Origin of the sequence: Mycobacterium senriense (assembly GCF_019668465.1) — a bacterium.
Classification (GTDB): Bacteria; Actinomycetota; Actinomycetes; order Mycobacteriales; family Mycobacteriaceae; genus Mycobacterium; species Mycobacterium senriense.
Genome location: NZ_AP024828.1, coordinates 991,416 through 1,008,164, shown reverse-complemented (window position 1 = coordinate 1,008,164; position 16,749 = coordinate 991,416). Strand labels below are relative to the sequence as shown.

Annotated in this window: 17 protein-coding genes, 1 pseudogene and 1 riboswitch; of the genes and pseudogenes, 11 read left to right on the top strand and 7 right to left on the bottom strand. The window is 68.2% G+C overall.

The window, feature by feature from the left end; all coding sequences use genetic code 11:
* The first annotated feature begins 131 nt into the window (after nt 1-131).
* Nucleotides 132-764, top strand: coding sequence for an NUDIX hydrolase (locus tag MTY59_RS04920; RefSeq protein WP_221044680.1), 633 nt, complete (start codon nt 132-134; stop codon nt 762-764).
* On the opposite strand, the gene thiE is transcribed toward MTY59_RS04920, so the two are convergent.
* The gene (thiE, locus tag MTY59_RS04915; protein WP_221044679.1) at nt 736-1,422 is read right to left on the bottom strand and encodes a thiamine phosphate synthase; all 687 of its coding nucleotides are present in this window, start codon (nt 1,420-1,422) and stop codon (nt 736-738) included. The genes MTY59_RS04920 and thiE overlap by 29 nt on opposite strands.
* A gap of 175 nt (nt 1,423-1,597) precedes the next feature.
* Between thiE and thiO the strand changes: the two genes are divergently transcribed.
* Genes thiO through MTY59_RS04895 form a run of 4 tightly spaced genes read left to right on the top strand, consistent with a single transcriptional unit; the run spans nt 1,598 to nt 4,329 of the window.
* On the top strand, nt 1,598-2,620 hold the full coding sequence (gene thiO / locus MTY59_RS04910) for a glycine oxidase ThiO (RefSeq protein ID WP_221046258.1): 1,023 nt from the start codon (nt 1,598-1,600) through the stop codon (nt 2,618-2,620).
* On the top strand, nt 2,617-2,814 hold the full coding sequence (gene thiS / locus MTY59_RS04905) for a sulfur carrier protein ThiS (RefSeq protein WP_221044678.1): 198 nt from the start codon (nt 2,617-2,619) through the stop codon (nt 2,812-2,814). Before thiO ends, thiS begins: the two co-directional genes overlap by 4 nt.
* Nucleotides 2,807-3,565: a thiazole synthase gene (thiG, locus tag MTY59_RS04900; RefSeq protein ID WP_221044677.1), complete on the top strand. Its 759-nt coding sequence runs from the start codon at nt 2,807-2,809 to the stop codon at nt 3,563-3,565. The genes thiS and thiG overlap by 8 nt, the downstream gene beginning before the upstream one ends.
* Nucleotides 3,562-4,329, top strand: a complete 768-nt coding sequence (locus MTY59_RS04895) for an SGNH/GDSL hydrolase family protein (RefSeq protein ID WP_221044676.1) — start codon at nt 3,562-3,564, stop codon at nt 4,327-4,329. The genes thiG and MTY59_RS04895 overlap by 4 nt, the downstream gene beginning before the upstream one ends.
* A 3-nt stretch (nt 4,330-4,332) precedes the next feature.
* Here the strand turns inward: MTY59_RS04895 and MTY59_RS04890 are convergent, their stop codons facing one another.
* Nucleotides 4,333-4,863, bottom strand: coding sequence for a serine/threonine protein kinase (locus MTY59_RS04890; RefSeq protein WP_221044675.1), 531 nt, complete (start codon nt 4,861-4,863; stop codon nt 4,333-4,335).
* A gap of 335 nt (nt 4,864-5,198) precedes the next feature.
* Between MTY59_RS04890 and MTY59_RS04885 the strand changes: the two genes are divergently transcribed.
* From MTY59_RS04885 to MTY59_RS04860, 6 genes and pseudogenes are all read left to right on the top strand, one after another.
* Nucleotides 5,199-5,549, top strand: coding sequence for a CD225/dispanin family protein (locus MTY59_RS04885; RefSeq protein WP_221044674.1), 351 nt, complete (start codon nt 5,199-5,201; stop codon nt 5,547-5,549).
* A gap of 9 nt (nt 5,550-5,558) precedes the next feature.
* Nucleotides 5,559-5,984 (top strand): DUF2752 domain-containing protein, encoded by a 426-nt coding sequence (locus tag MTY59_RS04880; protein WP_221044673.1) that lies wholly within the window; start codon nt 5,559-5,561, stop codon nt 5,982-5,984.
* A gap of 53 nt (nt 5,985-6,037) precedes the next feature.
* Nucleotides 6,038-7,531, top strand: coding sequence for a M28 family metallopeptidase (locus tag MTY59_RS04875; RefSeq protein ID WP_221044672.1), 1,494 nt, complete (start codon nt 6,038-6,040; stop codon nt 7,529-7,531).
* Nucleotides 7,528-8,997 (top strand): M28 family peptidase, encoded by a 1,470-nt coding sequence (locus MTY59_RS04870; protein WP_221044671.1) that lies wholly within the window; start codon nt 7,528-7,530, stop codon nt 8,995-8,997. The genes MTY59_RS04875 and MTY59_RS04870 overlap by 4 nt, the downstream gene beginning before the upstream one ends.
* 37 nt (nt 8,998-9,034) lie before the next feature.
* Nucleotides 9,035-10,536: pseudogene (locus MTY59_RS04865) on the top strand (HNH endonuclease signature motif containing protein).
* A 119-nt stretch (nt 10,537-10,655) separates the two neighbouring features.
* Nucleotides 10,656-12,101, top strand: a complete 1,446-nt coding sequence (locus MTY59_RS04860; protein ID WP_221044670.1) for a neutral zinc metallopeptidase — start codon at nt 10,656-10,658, stop codon at nt 12,099-12,101.
* Nucleotides 12,102-12,116: 15 nt separating this feature from the next.
* On the opposite strand, the gene MTY59_RS04855 is transcribed toward MTY59_RS04860, so the two are convergent.
* The 5 genes from MTY59_RS04855 to thiC form a co-directional block, all read right to left on the bottom strand.
* Nucleotides 12,117-12,992 (bottom strand): LLM class F420-dependent oxidoreductase, encoded by an 876-nt coding sequence (locus MTY59_RS04855; protein ID WP_221044669.1) that lies wholly within the window; start codon nt 12,990-12,992, stop codon nt 12,117-12,119.
* Nucleotides 12,993-13,008: 16 nt separating this feature from the next.
* Entirely contained in the window at nt 13,009-13,443 is a 435-nt protein-coding gene (locus tag MTY59_RS04850) for a MarR family winged helix-turn-helix transcriptional regulator (protein ID WP_221044668.1), read from the bottom strand.
* 46 nt (nt 13,444-13,489) lie between these two features.
* Nucleotides 13,490-14,113, bottom strand: coding sequence for an alpha/beta hydrolase family protein (locus MTY59_RS04845; RefSeq protein WP_221044667.1), 624 nt, complete (start codon nt 14,111-14,113; stop codon nt 13,490-13,492).
* Nucleotides 14,110-14,949: a bifunctional hydroxymethylpyrimidine kinase/phosphomethylpyrimidine kinase gene (thiD, locus tag MTY59_RS04840; RefSeq protein WP_221044666.1), complete on the bottom strand. Its 840-nt coding sequence runs from the start codon at nt 14,947-14,949 to the stop codon at nt 14,110-14,112. Before thiD ends, MTY59_RS04845 begins: the two co-directional genes overlap by 4 nt.
* Nucleotides 14,946-16,598 carry a phosphomethylpyrimidine synthase ThiC gene (gene thiC / locus MTY59_RS04835; protein ID WP_221044665.1) on the bottom strand — a complete coding sequence of 551 codons (1,653 nt, stop codon included), beginning with the start codon at nt 16,596-16,598 and terminating at the stop codon, nt 14,946-14,948. The genes thiD and thiC overlap by 4 nt, the downstream gene beginning before the upstream one ends.
* Nucleotides 16,589-16,699, bottom strand: a riboswitch (TPP riboswitch). It overlaps the preceding gene by 10 nt.
* Between the last annotated feature and the right edge of the window lie 50 nt (nt 16,700-16,749).

Here is a 16,749-nt window from a genome sequence, read left to right as displayed (position 1 = left end):
GCCCTCATCTGTCGGCCATTTCGTTTCGCTGCACGGACCTCTATAAGCGAAGTCTAAGAGCATGTTCGGGTGGATGGGTGGAGGCGGACGCAATTGACGACGCCCAAACCAAGTCTGCATATCCTGAATCGGTGCAGGGCGACGGTGACGGTTGGGTGATCTCCGACAGCGGCGCCCATTACTGGGGCCGGTTCGGAGCGGCGGGTTTGCTGCTGCGGGCCCCGCAACCCGACGGTACGCCCGCGGTGTTGCTGCAGCATCGCGCGGTGTGGAGTCACCAGGGCGGGACGTGGGGGCTGCCCGGCGGCGCCCGGGACAGCCACGAAACGCCGGAGGAGACCGCGGTCCGCGAAGCCAACGAGGAGGCCGGGCTGCTCGGTGAGCGGCTCGCGGTGCGCGCGACCGTGGTCACGGCCGAGGTCGCCGGGATCGCCGGCACGCAGTGGAGCTACACCACCGTCGTCGCCGACGCCGATGAGTTGCTGCACACCGTGCCCAACCGGGAAAGCGCCGAGATGCGCTGGGTCGCCGAAACCGAGGTGGCCGACCTGCCGCTGCATCCCGGCTTCGCGGCCAGCTGGCAGCGGCTGCGCACCGCGCCGGCGGTGCTGCCGCTGGACCATGGCGACCAGCGACGGCAATACCTGCCGCGCACGATCGAGATCGAAGCCGGTGTCTTCGTCTGGTGCATGCCCGGTGACGCGGGCCAAGAACCCTCGCAGCTGACCCGCCGGATCAACTCGCTGCTGCCAGCGCCGAGCTGAGCCGCTGCGCCGCGGCCCGCGGGTCGGCGGCCGCGGTGATCGCCCGCACCACCACGATGCGCCGGGCGCCGGCGTCGAGCACCTCGGGCAGCCGCTGCTCGTCGATGCCGCCGATCGCGAACCACGGCTTGTCGGTTCCGAACTCGGCGGCGGCCCGCACCAGTCCCAGGCCCGGCGCTTGGCGGCCCGGCTTGGTGGGCGTGGACCAGCACGGCCCGACGCAGAAGTAGTCCGCTTCGGCGAGCGCGGCCGCGGCGGCGGCCTGCTCGCGGTCGTGGCTGGACAGCCCGAGCAGCACGTCCGGCCCGGCGATGTCGCGGGCGACGGCCGGCGGCAGGTCGCCCTGTCCGAGATGCAGCACGTCGGAGCCGGCCGCGCGGGCGATGTCGGCGCGGTCGTTGACGGCGAACAAGGCGCCGTGGCGGCGGGCCGCGTCGGCCAGGATCTGGCACGCCGCCAGCTCCTCGCGCGCCTCGAGCGGGCCGAACCGTTGCTCACCGGCCGATCCCTTGTCGCGCAGCTGGATGATGTCCACGCCGCCGGCCAGGGCGGCGTCGGCGAATTCGGCCAGATCGCCGCGTTCACGCCGGGCGTCGGTGCACAGATACAGCCGCGCGGTGGCCAGAACGGTAAGTCGTCTATCGAAGGGACACTGCACACCGAGACGCTAGCGCGCTAGCGTGGAGCCGAAGAGAACTACCAGACACGGGAGTCCCGGGTAGTCGAGTGACTGCGGGGCTGAGAGTGGGCACAGCCGGACCCGTCCGGACCTGCCCTTACCGTCACACCTGATCCGGGTCATGCCGGCGAAGGGAGGCTCGACAATGACCGGAATGCCCTCGGGACCCCCGCTGGGGTCCCTGGCCGTCATCGGCGGCGGCGTCATCGGGCTCGCGGTGGCGCGGCGCGCCGCGCAGGCCGGGTGGTCGGTGCGGGTGCACCGGGGCGACCAGAAGGGCGCGTCCTGGGTCGCCGGCGGCATGCTGGCGCCGCACAGCGAGGGCTGGCCGGGCGAAGAGCGCTTGTTGCGGCTGGGCCTGGAATCGCTGCGGCTGTGGCGCGAGGGCGGTTTCACCGACGGGCTGCCGGCCGAGGTGGTCACCGCGCGCGAGTCGCTGGTGGTGGCCGTCGACCGCGCCGATGTCGAGGACCTGCGCACCGTCGCGGAATGGTTGTCCGCCCAGGGGCATCCGGTGGTCTGGGAGTCGGCCGCCCGCGACGTCGAACCCCTGCTGGCGCAGGGCATCCGGCACGGCTTCCGGGCGCCCACCGAACTGGCCGTGGACAACCGCGCGGTGGTGGAGGCGCTCGGCGCCCAGTGCGAGCGTCTCGGGGTGGCGTGGGCGCCGCCGGTGCGTGACCTGTCGGACGTCGAGGCCGACGCGGTGGTGATCGCCAACGGCATCGACGCGCCGGCGTTGTGGCCCGGCCTGCCGGTGCGGCCGGTGAAGGGCGAGGTGCTGCGGCTGCGGTGGCGCAAGGGTTGTATGCCGTTGCCGCAGCGGGTTGTTCGCGCCCGCGTGCACGGACGGCAGGTGTACCTGGTGCCGCGTGCCGACGGGGTGGTCGTCGGGGCCACTCAATACGAACACGGGCACGACACCGCCCCGGTCGTGTCGGGGGTGCGTGACCTGCTCGACGACGCGTGCGCGGTGCTGCCGGGGCTGGGTGAATACGAGCTGGCCGAGTGCGCCGCCGGGCTGCGCCCGATGACCCCCGATAATCTGCCGCTGGTGCGTCGACTGGACGCGCGGACGCTGGTCGCCGCCGGTCACGGCCGGTCGGGATTCCTGTTGGCGCCCTGGACGGCAGAACAGATCGTTTCCGAACTGGCCCCGGTGGGAGCACACCAATGATCGTCGTGGTCAATGAACAGAAGGTCGACGTCGACGCGCACACCACGGTCGCCGCGCTGCTGGATTCCCTCGGCTTTCCGGACCGCGGCGTCGCAGTGGCGATGGACGACGCGGTGATACCGCGATCCCGTTGGGCCACAGAACTTTTCGATGGTGCCCGGCTCGAGATAGTGACGGCGGTGCAAGGTGGCTGACGCAAAACTGACCATTGGCGACCGCAGCTTCGCGTCGCGGCTCATCATGGGGACCGGGGGAGCGGGCAACCTCGCGGTGCTCGAGGAGGCGCTGGTTGCCTCGGGCACCGAGCTGACGACCGTCGCCATCCGCCGGGTCGACGCCGAGGGCGGCACCGGGCTGCTCGATCTGCTCAACCGGTTGGGCATCACGCCGCTGCCCAACACCGCGGGATGCCGCGGCGCAGCCGAGGCGGTGCTCACCGCACAGTTGGCACGGGAGGCGCTGGACACGAACTGGATCAAGCTCGAGGTGATCGCCGACGAGCGCACGCTGCTGCCCGATGCCGTCGAATTGGTGCGGGCCGCAGAGCAATTGGTCGATGACGGGTTCGTCGTGCTGCCCTACACCAACGATGATCCGGTGCTGGCGCGCCGGCTCGAGGACGCCGGATGCGCGGCGGTCATGCCGCTGGGTTCGCCGATCGGCACCGGCCTCGGCATCACCAACCCGCACAACATCGAGATGATCGTCGCCCGGGCCGGCGTTCCGGTGGTGCTCGACGCCGGCATCGGCACCGCCAGCGACGCCGCCCTGGCGATGGAATTGGGTTGCGACGCCGTGCTGTTGGCCACCGCTGTGACCCGGGCCGCCGATCCGGCCGCGATGGCCGCAGCGATGGCCGCCGCCGTCACCGCCGGGTACCTGGCCCGGCGCGCCGGACGGATCCCGAAGCGATTCTGGGCGCAGGCGTCGAGCCCACAACGATGAGTCGTTATGTCGCGCTGGGTAGTTCGATGGCCGCAGGTCCGGGCATCCGGCCCCCCGCCGCGGGGGCTCCACGGTGGTCTGGCCGATCGGCACGCAACTACGCGCACCTGATCGCGCAGCGATTCCAGCACGACCTGGTCGACGTCACCTTCTCCGGGGCGACCACCGCGCACGTGCTCGCCGAGCGCCAACACCGCGCACCACCGCAGATCGCCGCGCTGGACGGCACCGAGAGCCTGGTCACGGTGACCATCGGCGGCAACGACGTCGGCTACGTTCCGCTCTTGATGGCCGCATCGCTGCCGCGTCCGTTGCGTCACGTGCCACTGCTGGGGCATCGCATCGCCGACCTGCTGGATCGCGACGCGCGGGATCGCGCCCTGGACGGGGTGTTTGAATCGCTGTGCGCGGTCGGCCGTGCGTTGCGTCAGCGGTCCACCCGGGCACGGGTTTTCTTCGTCGATTACCTGACGATGCTGCCGCCGCCGGGCGTGCTGGCGGAGCCGCTGTCACCCGCCGATGCCGACCTGGGCCGGCACGTGGCCGCCACGCTGGAGACGATGACGGCCGACGCCGCCGCGGCGACCGGTTGCGAAATCATCCGCGCCGGTGCGGCGGGCCGCGAACATCACGCGTGGTCGGCCGAGCCGTGGACGACGCTGCCGGCCCGGTTCGGCTTCACGCTGCCGGGACGTCCCGCACCGTTACACCCGAACGCCGCCGGGATGCGTGCGGTAGCGGATCTGATTGCGGCTCAGCTGTAGACGTCAGCCGTTGGCGCGCCACCACTGATAGAGCGCGTTGACGTCGGTGTTGGACGCGCGCAGGTAGCTCAGCGTGTTGTTGGCGTCCGTGGTCCAGATGATCTCGGCGGCGTTTTGGTAAGTGCCGCAGGCGGCCTGCCCTGCGCTCGCGGATGAACCGTCCTTGTGCCAGTTGGACGGTGACTGGCCGGCGTCGCCGCACGGGATCAGGACGTCCTCTTTGATGGTGGCCTTGAACGAGGTGGCCAGATTGTCGGCATTGGTGAACAGCACGTACTTGGCCTGCGCTGGCCCGCGCGGGTCGGGGCTCTGCCCGCAGGTGAGCACCGCGAGTTGTGTGCTGCGGTCGATGTTCTGGGCGGTGCAGTTGTTCAGGCCGTAGCCCTTCGACAGCGAGGCCGCAAGCGTGTTGATATCCGAAGCGCTCCCGGTGGTGGCCGGATCCGCGCTCGCCGGGCCGCCGCCCGCTAAGGCCAAACCGCCGGTGAGTGCGGTTGCCGTCGCCGCCCTCAGCACGTTGCTGAAATCAGACATGAAAGGCTCCTTAACGGCCGCTTCTGCACACGGATAGTAGGGCTATGCCGTGGTAAAGCAATACATTCCGCGGGCAATTGTCTGTGTGGGCATCCGTCCTCGGCTCGACCCGCAGAGGCCCAGGAAAATGGTAGTGCCACGCAGGTCGTCGCGCAGAATCGCGAATTATGTGAGGCGCCACCATAATTCTGATTTTTGGCGGACGCGATGATGCTGCCGGCCCGTTGCGACCTGGGCGGCCGAACAAGATTTTTCATTGCTAGTGCCGATCTGAGTCCGCTCGGGTATGGTTAGCACCGCTTTACGTCAGCTAACTTCTCTTGACTGGAGAATCCATGACACAACCCCCTCCTCCGCCGCCCGGTTATCCGCCGCCGCCTTCGCCCGGTTATCCGCCGCAGCAGCCGGCCGGTCAAGCGCCGAATAACTATCTGGTGTGGTCGATCCTGGCCACCCTCTTCTGCTGTCTGCCCTTCGGAATCGTGGCGATCGTCAAGTCGAGCCAGGTCAATGGGTTGTGGGCGCAGGGCCGCTACGCCGAGGCACAGGCTTCCGCCGAAAGCGCCAAGAAATGGGTGATCTGGTCGGTGGTGATCGGCGTCGTCGTGGGCGTCATCTACGGCATCCTGATGGCGGTCGGTGCGCTGAACACGGACACCAACGCGGCGCTCGCCGCGATGTTCTAGAACCTGATCATGGTGACCCGCTGGGGGGCGGCGCACGCGAATCTGGGTGCACCACTGGTGGTGGCCGCGTCCACCACATTGATGTGCGCCGCCATCTGGGCGGGCGACCCGACCACCCCGCACGGCCCGCTGCCGGTATGCCCCACCAAGGCGTTGTTGGGGATCGACTGTCCCGGATGCGGCAGCCTGCGCATGGTGTATTCGCTTATGCACGGCAATCTGTTGGCGGCCGCCAGGTTCAACGCTTTGGGCCTGGCGGCTGTCGCGTTGTTGCTGTGGACGTACTGCGCCTGGACCTACGGGCGCCTGGTGGGCCGCCGGATCCGCGGCTGGCAGCACCGGCGCTGGGCCGCCGTCGTGACGCTGTCGCTGGTGCTGGCCTGGTTCGTGGTGCGCAACATCCCCGTTGCGCCCTTCACCGCGCTGTATGTCTGATACCGCCGTGTCCTGAACCGGGCCGCTGCGGCCGCGGTCTAACCTGGGGCGCGATGGTGAACAAATCCGCGACGATTCCGGCGTTGGTCGCCGTGGTCGCTCTGACCGCAATCTCAACCGGCTGCTTCCATCGGTCGTCGTCTGACTCGCAGCAAACGCCCGCCGCCGCCGGCGCATTTGCCTCGGCGTTGCGCGACAAGGTCACGGCCGACGCGATGATGGCGCACCTGTCGAAGTTGCAAGACATCGCCAACGCCAACAACGGCACCCGGGCGGTGGGCACGCCTGGATACGAGGCCAGCGTCGACTACGTGGTAAACGTCTTGCGCGGCAGTGGATTCGACGTGCAAACCCCCGAATTCTCGGCGCGGGTGTTCCACGCCGACAAGCCGGTACTCACCGTCGCCGGCAAGACGGTGGAGGCGCACGCACTGGACTTCAGCCTGGGCACCGGTCCGGACGGGGTGAGCGGGCCGCTGGTCGCCGCACCGGCGAACAACCTCGGCTGCGCGGCCTCCGACTACGCGAACCTGCCGCTGCAGGGGGCGGTGGTGCTGGTCGACCGCGGCACCTGCCCGTTCGCCCAGAAGGAAGACGTCGCGGCACAGCGCGGCGCCGCGGCGATGATCATCGCCGACAACGTCGACGAGCAAGAGATGGGCGGAACGCTCGGATCGGCCACGGACGTGAAGATTCCGGTGCTGAGCGTGACCAAATCGGTGGGCGTGCAGCTGCGTGGACAGCCGGGGCCCACCACGATCAAGCTCAACGCCAGCGCCCAAAGTTTCCGGGCCCGCAACGTGATTGCGCAGACCAAGACCGGCTCGGGGACCGACGTGGTGATGGCGGGGGCGCACCTGGACAGCGTGCCCGCCGGGCCGGGCATCAACGACAACGGCTCGGGCGTGGCCGCGGTGCTGGAAACCGCTGTGCGGCTGGGGAGTTCGCCGTCAGTGCACAACGCGCTGCGGTTCGGCTTCTGGGGTGCCGAGGAGCTCGGGCTGATCGGGTCGCGCAACTATGTCGAGTCGCTGGACCTGACGGCGCTGAAAAACATTGCGCTCTACCTGAACGTCGACATGCTCGCGTCGCCGAACCCCGGCTACTTCACCTACGACGGCGACCAGTCGCTGCCCGCGGACGCTCGCGGCCAGCCGGTGGTGCCGGAGGGTTCGGCCGGCATTGAGCGCACACTGGTCGCGTACCTGAAGTCGGCCGGAAAGACCGCGCAGGACACCTCATTCGACGGCCGGTCCGACTACGACGGATTCACCCTGGCGGGGATCCCCGCCGGCGGCCTGTTCTCAGGCGCCGAGGGCAAGATGTCCGCCGACCAGGCCAAGCTGTGGGGCGGGACCGCCGACCAGCCGTTCGACCCCAACTATCACCAGAAGACCGACACGCTCGACCACGTCAACCGCACCGCGCTGGGAATCAACGGTGGCGGCGTGGCTTACGCGATCGGTCTCTACGCGCAAGACCTCGGCGGGCATAACGGCGTCCCCGTCATGGCCGACCGCACCCGGCACGTGCTCAGCAAGTCATGATCTCCCGGGTGGGCGCGACGCTGCTGTCGATCGCGGTGGTGGCCGGTTGTTCGTCGACGCGGCCGGGAGTGCCGACGGCGACGCCGGATCTCGGCCACAGTTTGGCCAAAGAGGTGAACGTCGAGGGCATGCTGACGCACCTGCGTGCCCTGCAGAACGTCGCCAACGCCAATGGCGGCAACCGCGCGGACGGGACGCCGGGGTTCAACGCCAGCGTGGACTACGTCGCTAAAGCTCTGCGGGACAAGGGTTTCGATGTACAGACTCCGCAGTTCGACCGGCTCTACACCGTGTCGTTGGGTAAGCCGGCGGTGACCATTGCGGGCCGCAGCTATCCCGTCGACCAGGCCTCGCTGCTGGTGCAGACGCCGCCCGGGGGACTGACCGGTCAGCCGATCCGGCCGACGCGACCCTCGGGTTGCGCACCCAACGACTACCCGGCCGTCGTGCCCAAGGGCGCGATCGCCGTCGTCGATGACGCGCAGTGTTCGGTGGTCGACAAGCAGAACAGCGCGGTGGCCAAGGGCGCGAGCGCCCTGATCGTGCTCAGTTCGCCCACCGGGCGGGGAGCCCCACCCACGCTGTTCACCACCGGCTATTTCAAGCAGCTGACCGTGCCGGTCGCCGTGCTGGGTTCCTCCGGCGCCGCCGCGCTGACCGGCTCCACCGCGCCGATACGTCTGGTGCTGGATGCGCAGAACATCAAGATCACTTCCCGAAATGTCGTGGCGCAGACCAAAACCGGGTCGGCCCACGACGTCGTCGTGGTGGGCGCGCACCTGGACGGCTCACGCGCCGGACCCGGGATCAATGACGACGGCTCCGGGGTGGCCGCCGTCCTGGAGACGGCGCTGCAACTGGGCCCGCTCGCTCCGGTGAACAACGCGGTGCGGTTCGTGTTCTGGGGCGCCGACGTGGACGGCCGCAACGGCGTCCTGGATTACGTGTTCGGCATGGACCGCGACCAACTCAACGACATCGCGCTGTACTTGAACTTCACCATGCTGGGTTCGCCCAACGCCGGATTCTTCACCGACGACGGCGATCAGTCCGGCCCGCCCGGGCCCGGTGTCTTGCCCGGGGATGTGCCCGAAGGCTCGGCCGGCATCGAACGCACCCTGTCCGGCTATCTGAATCTCGCGGGCAAGCGGCCCGCGGACATGCCGTTGGACACCAGGGCCGACTACCACCCCTTCATGATCGCGGGCGTGCCCGTCGGCGGCATGACCACCGGATCATCGCAGCCGAAAACCCCCGTGCAGGCCCGACTGTGGGGCGGCCGACCCGGTGTGCCGTTCGATCCCAACGTCCAGAGCCCACGCGACACCGTCGACAACATCAACCGGGAAGCGTTGGCCGTCATGGGGTCTGGCGTCGGATTCGCAGTCGGCAGCTACGCGGAGTCGATCGGTGGGGTCAACGGTGTGCCGCCACACAACAAGAGGCATCGCAGCCGGGTGCCCTAACGCCGGCTTGTCGGACCCCGATGGCAGGATCGAACGTATGTTCGAAGATGTGATCGCCCGGTTCGACGAGTTGGTCGAGCGGCGCCATCCGTCGGTCACGGCGGAGTCGGCCGCGCTGCTGGAGCGGATCGGTGTGTTTTCGCGGGTGGAGAACCGGGCGGCGGCTGAGCAGTTGGTGGCGATCGGGGAGTTGTTCGCCTACCGGCTTTCGCGCTGCTCGGAATGTGAGGAGTGGGCGGTCGATACCGAGGCGGCGGTGAGTGCGGAGGTGGCGGCGGAGTTGCGGATCGGTCAGGGGCTGGCCGCCAGCCGGGTGCGCTATGCCCGGGCGATGCGGGAACGTCTGCCGAAGGTGGGTGGGGTCTTTACCGCCGGGGATATCGATTACCGGATGTTTCAAACGATCGTTTTCCGCACCGATTTGGTCACCGACCCCGACGTGTTGGGCGCCGTGGACGCCACGGTGGCCGCCAACGTGACCAGGTGGCCGTCACTGAGTCAGGGCCGGCTGGCCGCCCAGGTGGATCGGGTGGTGTCCCGTGCTGATGCGGATGCGGTACGGCGGCGCAGGGAGCGCGTGGCCGATCGCGAAATCTGGATCGCCGATGCGGGCGATGGCGTGTCGCATATCGAAGGCAGCCTATTGAGTCCGGACGCGCATGCGTTGGATAAACGATTGAATGCGTTGGCGGCCACGGTGTGTGAGCACGATCCGCGCAGTCGGGAGCAGCGCCGCGCTGACGCGTTAAAAGCGTTGGCCGCCGGCGCAAATCGGCTGGGGTGTCGGTGCGGGCGGTCGGATTGCGGGTCCGGTAAACGAGCCGCATCGAGCCCGGTGGTGATTCATGTGATCGCCGAGCAGGCCGTGCTGGATGGCCGCGGTTCAACGCCGGGCGCTCAAATGGGTGCCGAGGGTTTGATCCCACCAGAATTGCTCGCCGAGTTGGCCGCTTCGGCCAAGCTGACCCCGCTGGTCCATCACGGGGATGCGCCGCCGGAGGCGGGCTACGTGCCGTCCAGGGCGCTGGCCGATTTCGTGCGGTGCCGGGATTTGACGTGTCGCTGGCCCGGCTGCGATCGCCCGGCCACCGACTGCGATCTCGACCATACGATCCCGTATGCCGATGGCGGCGCGACGCAAGCGTCCAATCTCAAATGTCTGTGTCGCACCCATCATTTGGTGAAAACGTTTTGGGGGTGGCGCGAGCGGCAGCTGCCCGACGGCACGCTGATTCTGTCCTCGCCGGCGGGGCGCACCTATGTCACCACCCCGGGCAGCGCGCTGATGTTCCCCAGCCTTTGCGCGCCCACCGGCGCGATCCCGGCCGCCGAAGCCGACTCACCCCTGGACTACTGCGCCGAGCGCACCGCGATGATGCCCCGACGCACGCGCACCCGCGCCAAAAGCCGGGCCGCACGCATCGCCACCGAACGCCGGCAAAACCACCAAGCCCGGCGCCCGAAACGCCCAGAACCCGAGGCCGCCACCTCGGCCCCGCACCGCCGGCCGACGGCGACGACGAACCGCCGCCTTTCTAGTACCGCACCGCAACGTACATGTTTGCTGGGCCCCTCGACTCCGGCTGCCGGGTAAGGTCGATGCCTCTAGACTGAGTTCCCTTGATGCTGCCCTGAAGCCGGTCGGGATGAGGTTGGTCATGAATAGCGCTGCGCTCAGGTCGGCGATCCTCTGGGCAGCGACAGTACTTATGGTGGCCGGTTGCACGACGTTCGTCGACGGGCGTGCGCTGTCGATGCTGAACGACCCCTTTCTGGTCGGGGGACTGCCCGCGATCAACGGGCCCAGCGGAATCCGTTCGAACGCGCCCAGTCCCACGGGGAAGGTGCTCAACACCGACAACGGGCCGATCGACAACCTGGCGCTGTTGTCGGTCAACGACATCGAGGACTACTGGCAGTCGGTATACGACCAATCGCTGCCGGGCAAGTTCGTTCCGGTCGGCAAACTGGTGTCGTACAACTCCAGCGATCCGCGCAGCCCAATCGTGTGCCACAACGAGACCTACAAGCTCGTCAACGCCTTCTACACCAACAGGTGCAACCTGATCGCCTGGGACCGCGGCGTATTCATGCCCGTCGCACAGAAGTACTTCGGCGACATGTCCGTAACCGTTGTGCTGGCACACGAATTCGGACATGCGCTGCAGCAGATGGCGAAGCTGGTGACCCGACGGGACGCGACCATCGTCCGCGAGCAGCAGGCCGACTGCTTCGCGGGCGTCTATCTGTACTGGGTCGCCGACGGCAAGTCGCCGCGCTTCACGCTGAGCACCGCCGACGGGCTCGACCACGTGCTGGCGGGGATCATCACCACCCGTGACCCGGTGATGGACAGCGAGACCGAAAACGACGACGCGCACGGGTCGGCCCTTGACCGCATCAGCGCCTTCCAGATGGGATTCCTCAACGGCGCCTCGGCCTGTGCGGCGATCAACCGCCACGAAATCGAACAGCGCCGTGGCGATCTGCCAAACGCCTTGCGGGTCGACAACTCTGGGGCAACGGAGACCGGTGAGGTGAAGATCAACCAGGACACCCTGTCGAATTTGATGGAGCTGCTGGGAAAGGTCTTCGCCCCGACCAACCCGCCGGCCCTGTCCTACCAGCCGGCCGATTGCCCGGACGCCAAGGCCACCCCACCGGCGTCCTACTGCCCGGCTACCAACACCATCGTGATCGACCTGTCCGGGCTCGCCGCCATGGGCACGGTCGCCGACGAAAAGCAGCAGACCCTGCCGCAGGGCGACGACACCGCGCTGTCCGTCGTGATGTCGAGATATGCGCTGGCGGTGCAGCACGAGCACGGCCTGCCGATGCAGAGCCCGTGGACCGCCCTGCGGACCGCATGCCTGACCGGTGTGGCGCATCGCAAGATGGCTGAGCCGATCGACCTGCCCTCACACAACCAATTGCTGCTGACCGCCGGTGATCTCGACGAGGCGGTCGCCGGCCTGCTCACCAACCATCTGGTGGCCAGTGACGCGGACGGCACCAGCGTGCCGGCCGGTTTCACCCGGATCGCGGCGTTCCGCGGTGGCGTGACCGGCAACGCGGATGCCTGTTTCACCCGCTATCCCGGATGACGAATCACCAACTGATCAGCCTATTTCGGCGAGTCGCGGAATCACCTCGTCGCCCAGGCGGCGGACGAAACCAACCGGATCCGGATTGCCGGGCATCGGGCCGATATTGATCATGTCGACACCCAGCGCGGCGTAGCGTTCGACCGTCTTCAGGAATTCGTCCCTGTTGTCGAAGGGGTCGGCGCCGGCCAGGCCGCCGGATGTCTTGCGAACCTCACCGGGGTCCCTGCCAACCGCGTCGCAGTGCCGGTTCAGCACCTCGATCTTGTGCTCGAGCTCCCCGACGTCGTTCGACATGCTGTTCCAGACGTCTGCGTACTGCGCGACCAGGCGCAGCGTCTTCTTCTCACCGTCCCCGCCGATCAGGATCGGGGGTCGCCGAATCGGTTGCGGCTCACAGATCGTTTCGTTCAGCTGGTAGTGCGTGCCGGTGTAGGGCCCGTCGTTCGCACTCCACATCTGCCTACAGATCTGCAGCGTCTCTTCCAACATTTCGAAGCGGGTGCGCAGTGGCGGATACGGGATGCCCAGCGCGGTGTGCTCGCGTTCGTACCAAGCCGCGCCCAAACCCAGCATCGACCGGCCCTGCGACAGCACGTCCAGGGTGGTGACCGCCTTGGCCAATAAACCGGGATAGCGATAGGTGACGCCGGTGACCAGCAGGGCCAGATCGATCGTAGTCGTCTGGGCGGCCAGGAAGCCCAGCGATGTGTAGCCCTCGAGGAACGGATTCTGCGCGGGCGCAAGCTCTTCCATCTGGAAGAGGTGGTCGGCGAGGGTGAACAGCGTGGCGCCGCCTTGCTCGGCGGCCTTGGCTGCGTCGGCCAGCGTCGGGCCCAGCATGGCCGGGTCTCCGGGTAGAAAGTCGATGAAGTGCAGTCCTACTTCCATTGTGGCACCTGTCCTTTCATTGTTCGGTCAAGCGCTCGAGCAGGGACAGCGCGTCGACGATGACCCGCCGCTCGGACTCGGTGTAGCGCTCCTGGATGGTGCGGGCAAGCCACTCCTCACGGGCGCGGCGGTCGCTTTCGGCGCGCCTCTTCCCAGCTGGGGTCAGCGAGACCACTTGGCGCCGACCGTCATTCGGGTCCGGTGCGCGTTCGATCAGCCCGCGTTGGCCCAGGGCGGCCAGGATGGTGGCCATCGACTGGGGGCGGACCTGTTCCGCGCCGGCCAATGCGCTGGCCGACGACGGCCCCTCTTTCCACAGCCGGGTGAGCACCGCCGTCTGCGACGGTGTCAGGCCGTCGACCGCGATGTCCTTCAGCCGGCGCCGTAGCCTGCTGAACACCACCCGGATATCGCGTGCCGCCGTTACGGCGGAGTTGCTGATGCCCTCCACGACACCAGCTTAAGTTAGACAGCCAAAACTGTCCAGTTTTAACTGGCTAATTGCGCCCGAGTAGCTGTAGAGCAGCATCGACGGCCAACGCCGGCACGTTCAACGTCTTGGATCGCAGATCGTGGCGGGCACTGGCGATCTCGACGACGGCGGTGGTTCCGGTGATCAACGCGGCGGCGGCACGCAGTTCGTCGGGCGTGCCGAACGGATCCGAGGTGCCGTGCGTGAACACGGTCGGCACCGTGATGTCGGGTAAATGCTCGGTGCGCGCGCGTTCGGGTTTGCCCGGGGGATGCACCGGATAGGAGAACAGCGTCAGCACGTCCACGGCGGCCTCCCCGGCCGCAACCACCATGGACGTCTGCCGCCCGCCATAGGAATGTCCACCGGCGACCAGCGGGCCGTCGGTGAGGCCACGGCACAGCGTGATGGCCTCGACGATGCCGGCCCGGTCGGTGGCGGCCGAGCCCGAGGGAGGGCCGCTGGGCCGGCGGCGGCGGTAGGGCAGGTTGTAACGGACCGCAAGCCAGCCGCGCTGCGCCCACTCGTCGCAAACCTGTTGCAGCAGAACGGAATCCCGGTTACCGCCGGCGCCGTGGGTCAGAACCACAACGCCTTCGGGTGCGCCGTCCGGTTCATGCGCGATGCCCGCGATCTCTTCAAGATTCATGACAGCCGAAACAGTGGGGAGACAGGGCCGTGGCCATGGCCGAGCGGGTAAGCGGCGCGCAGACATTCGGTGACCCATCGCTTGCCGAACTCGACGGCGTCGGGCACGCTGAAGCCGTGCGCGAGCGCGCACGCCACCGCGCTGGCGAGCGTGTCACCGCCGCCGTGGTCGTTGCCCGTCGCCACGCGCTCGGCGTCGAACTCGTGGAAATCGGCGCCGTCATAGAGCAGGTCGCAGCTGCGATCCGAGGACCGCAGGTGGCCGCCCTTGACCAGGACCCACCGCGGGCCCAGCGCGTGCAGCGCCTTGGCGGCCGCCCGCTGCGACGCCGGGTCCACCACCTCGATGTCGACCAGCAACCGCACCTCGTCGAGGTTGGGTGTCACCAGGGTGGCAAGCGGAAACAGTTGGTCGCGAAGCGAATCCAGAGCGGCCGGCGCCATCAGCGCATCGCCGTGCATGGAGGCCGCCACCGGGTCGACGACGAGCGGAACCGTCAACCCGAGCCGGCGCCAGGTGGTGGCCACGGTGTCGATGATGCGCGGCGACGCCAGCATCCCGGTCTTAGCGGACTGGATGCCGATGTCGCCGGCCACGGCTTCGATCTGGCCGGCGACGACATCACCGGGCACCTCGTGAAAGCTCTGCACGCCCAACGTGTTCTGCACGGTCACCGCGGTGACCGCGACGCACGCGTGCACCCCCAGCAGCGCCATCGTGCGCATGTCGGCTTCGATACCCGCGCCGCCGCCGGAGTCCGACCCGGCGATGGTCAGGACCCGCGTCGGGGTGGTGCCCGGCGGCGGTAGCGGCAGCGACGGCGGCGTGCCGGTCACTGCGTGAGCGGTAGATACACCCGGTTGCCCTGCTCGGCGAACTCGCGCGACTTCTCCGCCATGCCCTCGGACATGGCCGCCTCGATCGCTTCCTCGCTGTCCAGGCCGTGTTTGGCGGCGTAGTCGCGGACGTCCTGGGTGATGCGCATCGAGCAGAACTTCGGGCCGCACATGGAGCAGAAGTGCGCGGTCTTGGCGGGTTCGGCCGGCAGCGTCTCATCGTGGTACTCGCGCGCGGTGTCCGGGTCGAGCGACAGCGCGAACTGGTCGTTCCACCGGAACTCGAACCGCGCCGTCGACAGCGCGTTGTCCCGCTCCTGCGCGTGCGGGTGGCCCTTGGCCAGATCGCCTGCGTGCGCGGCGATCTTGTAGGCGATAACCCCGTCCTTGACGTCCTTGCGGTCCGGCAGTCCCAGGTGCTCCTTGGGGGTCACGTAGCAGAGCATCGCGGTGCCGGCCTGGGCGATGATGGCCGCGCCGATCGCCGAGGTGATGTGGTCGTAGGCCGGCGCGATGTCGGTGGCCAGCGGACCCAGCGTGTAGAACGGGGCCTCCTCACACCACTCCTCTTCCAGCCGCACATTCTCGACGATCTTGTGCATCGGGACGTGGCCCGGACCCTCGATCATCACCTGCACGCCATGGGATTTCGCGATCTTGGTCAGCTCGCCCAGGGTGCGCAGCTCGGCGAACTGCGCGGCGTCGTTGGCGTCCGCGATCGAGCCCGGCCGCAGCCCGTCGCCCAGGGAGAAGGTGACGTCGTAGCGGGCGAAGATCTCGCAAAGCTCGTCGAAGTTGGTGTACAGGAACGACTCCCGGTGGTGCGCCAGGCACCAGGCCGCCATGATCGAGCCGCCGCGGGACACGATGCCGGTGACCCGCTTGGCGGTCAGCGGCACGTAGCGCAGCAACACGCCGGCGTGCACGGTCATGTAGTCCACGCCCTGCTCACACTGCTCGATCACGGTGTCGCGGTAGAGCTCCCAGGTCAGCTCGGTCGGGTCGCCCTTGGTCTTTTCCAGCGCCTGGTAGATCGGCACGGTGCCGACCGGCACCGGCGAATTGCGCAGGATCCACTCGCGGGTTTCGTGGATGTTCTTGCCGGTGGACAGGTCCATGATGGTGTCGGCGCCCCACCGGGTGGCCCACACCATCTTGTCGACCTCCTCGGCGATCGAGGACGTCACCGCCGAGTTGCCGATGTTTGCGTTCACCTTGGTTGCAAATGCCTTGCCGATGATCATCGGCTCGATCTCGGGGTGGTTGTGGTTGGCCGGGATCACCGCGCGGCCCCGCGCGACCTCGTCGCGCACCAGCTCAGCGGGCATGCCCTCGCGGGCCGCGATGTATGCCATCTCGGCGGTGATCTCGCCGGCACGGGCGCGCTGCAGCTGGGTGCCGCGATCGCGGACAACGCCGGGCCGCGGCGGCAGTCCTGCCGTCAGGTCGATCGTCGCGTCCGGATCGGTGTAGGGCCCCGAGGTGTCGTACAGGTCGAAGTCGTCACCGGTGGACAGGTGCACGCGCCGCAGCGGCACCCGCAGGGTCACGCCGTCCGGCCCCTCGATCTCGCGGTAGGCCTTGCTGCTGCCCGCAATCGGGCCGGTGGTCACCGACGCGTCGACGGTTCCGGAAAGGACATCAGTCATTTTCATCTCCCTACGCCGGCATTACCCGGTCAGGTTCGTACGGTCGACGGCCCCGAGCCGTCCTCTCAGCGCACTCGGCGTGCGCTCCCGCGTCGTATGGATGGGTCCGCACGCGACGTTACCCCCACCCCGGACCGAGTGACATGGTTGA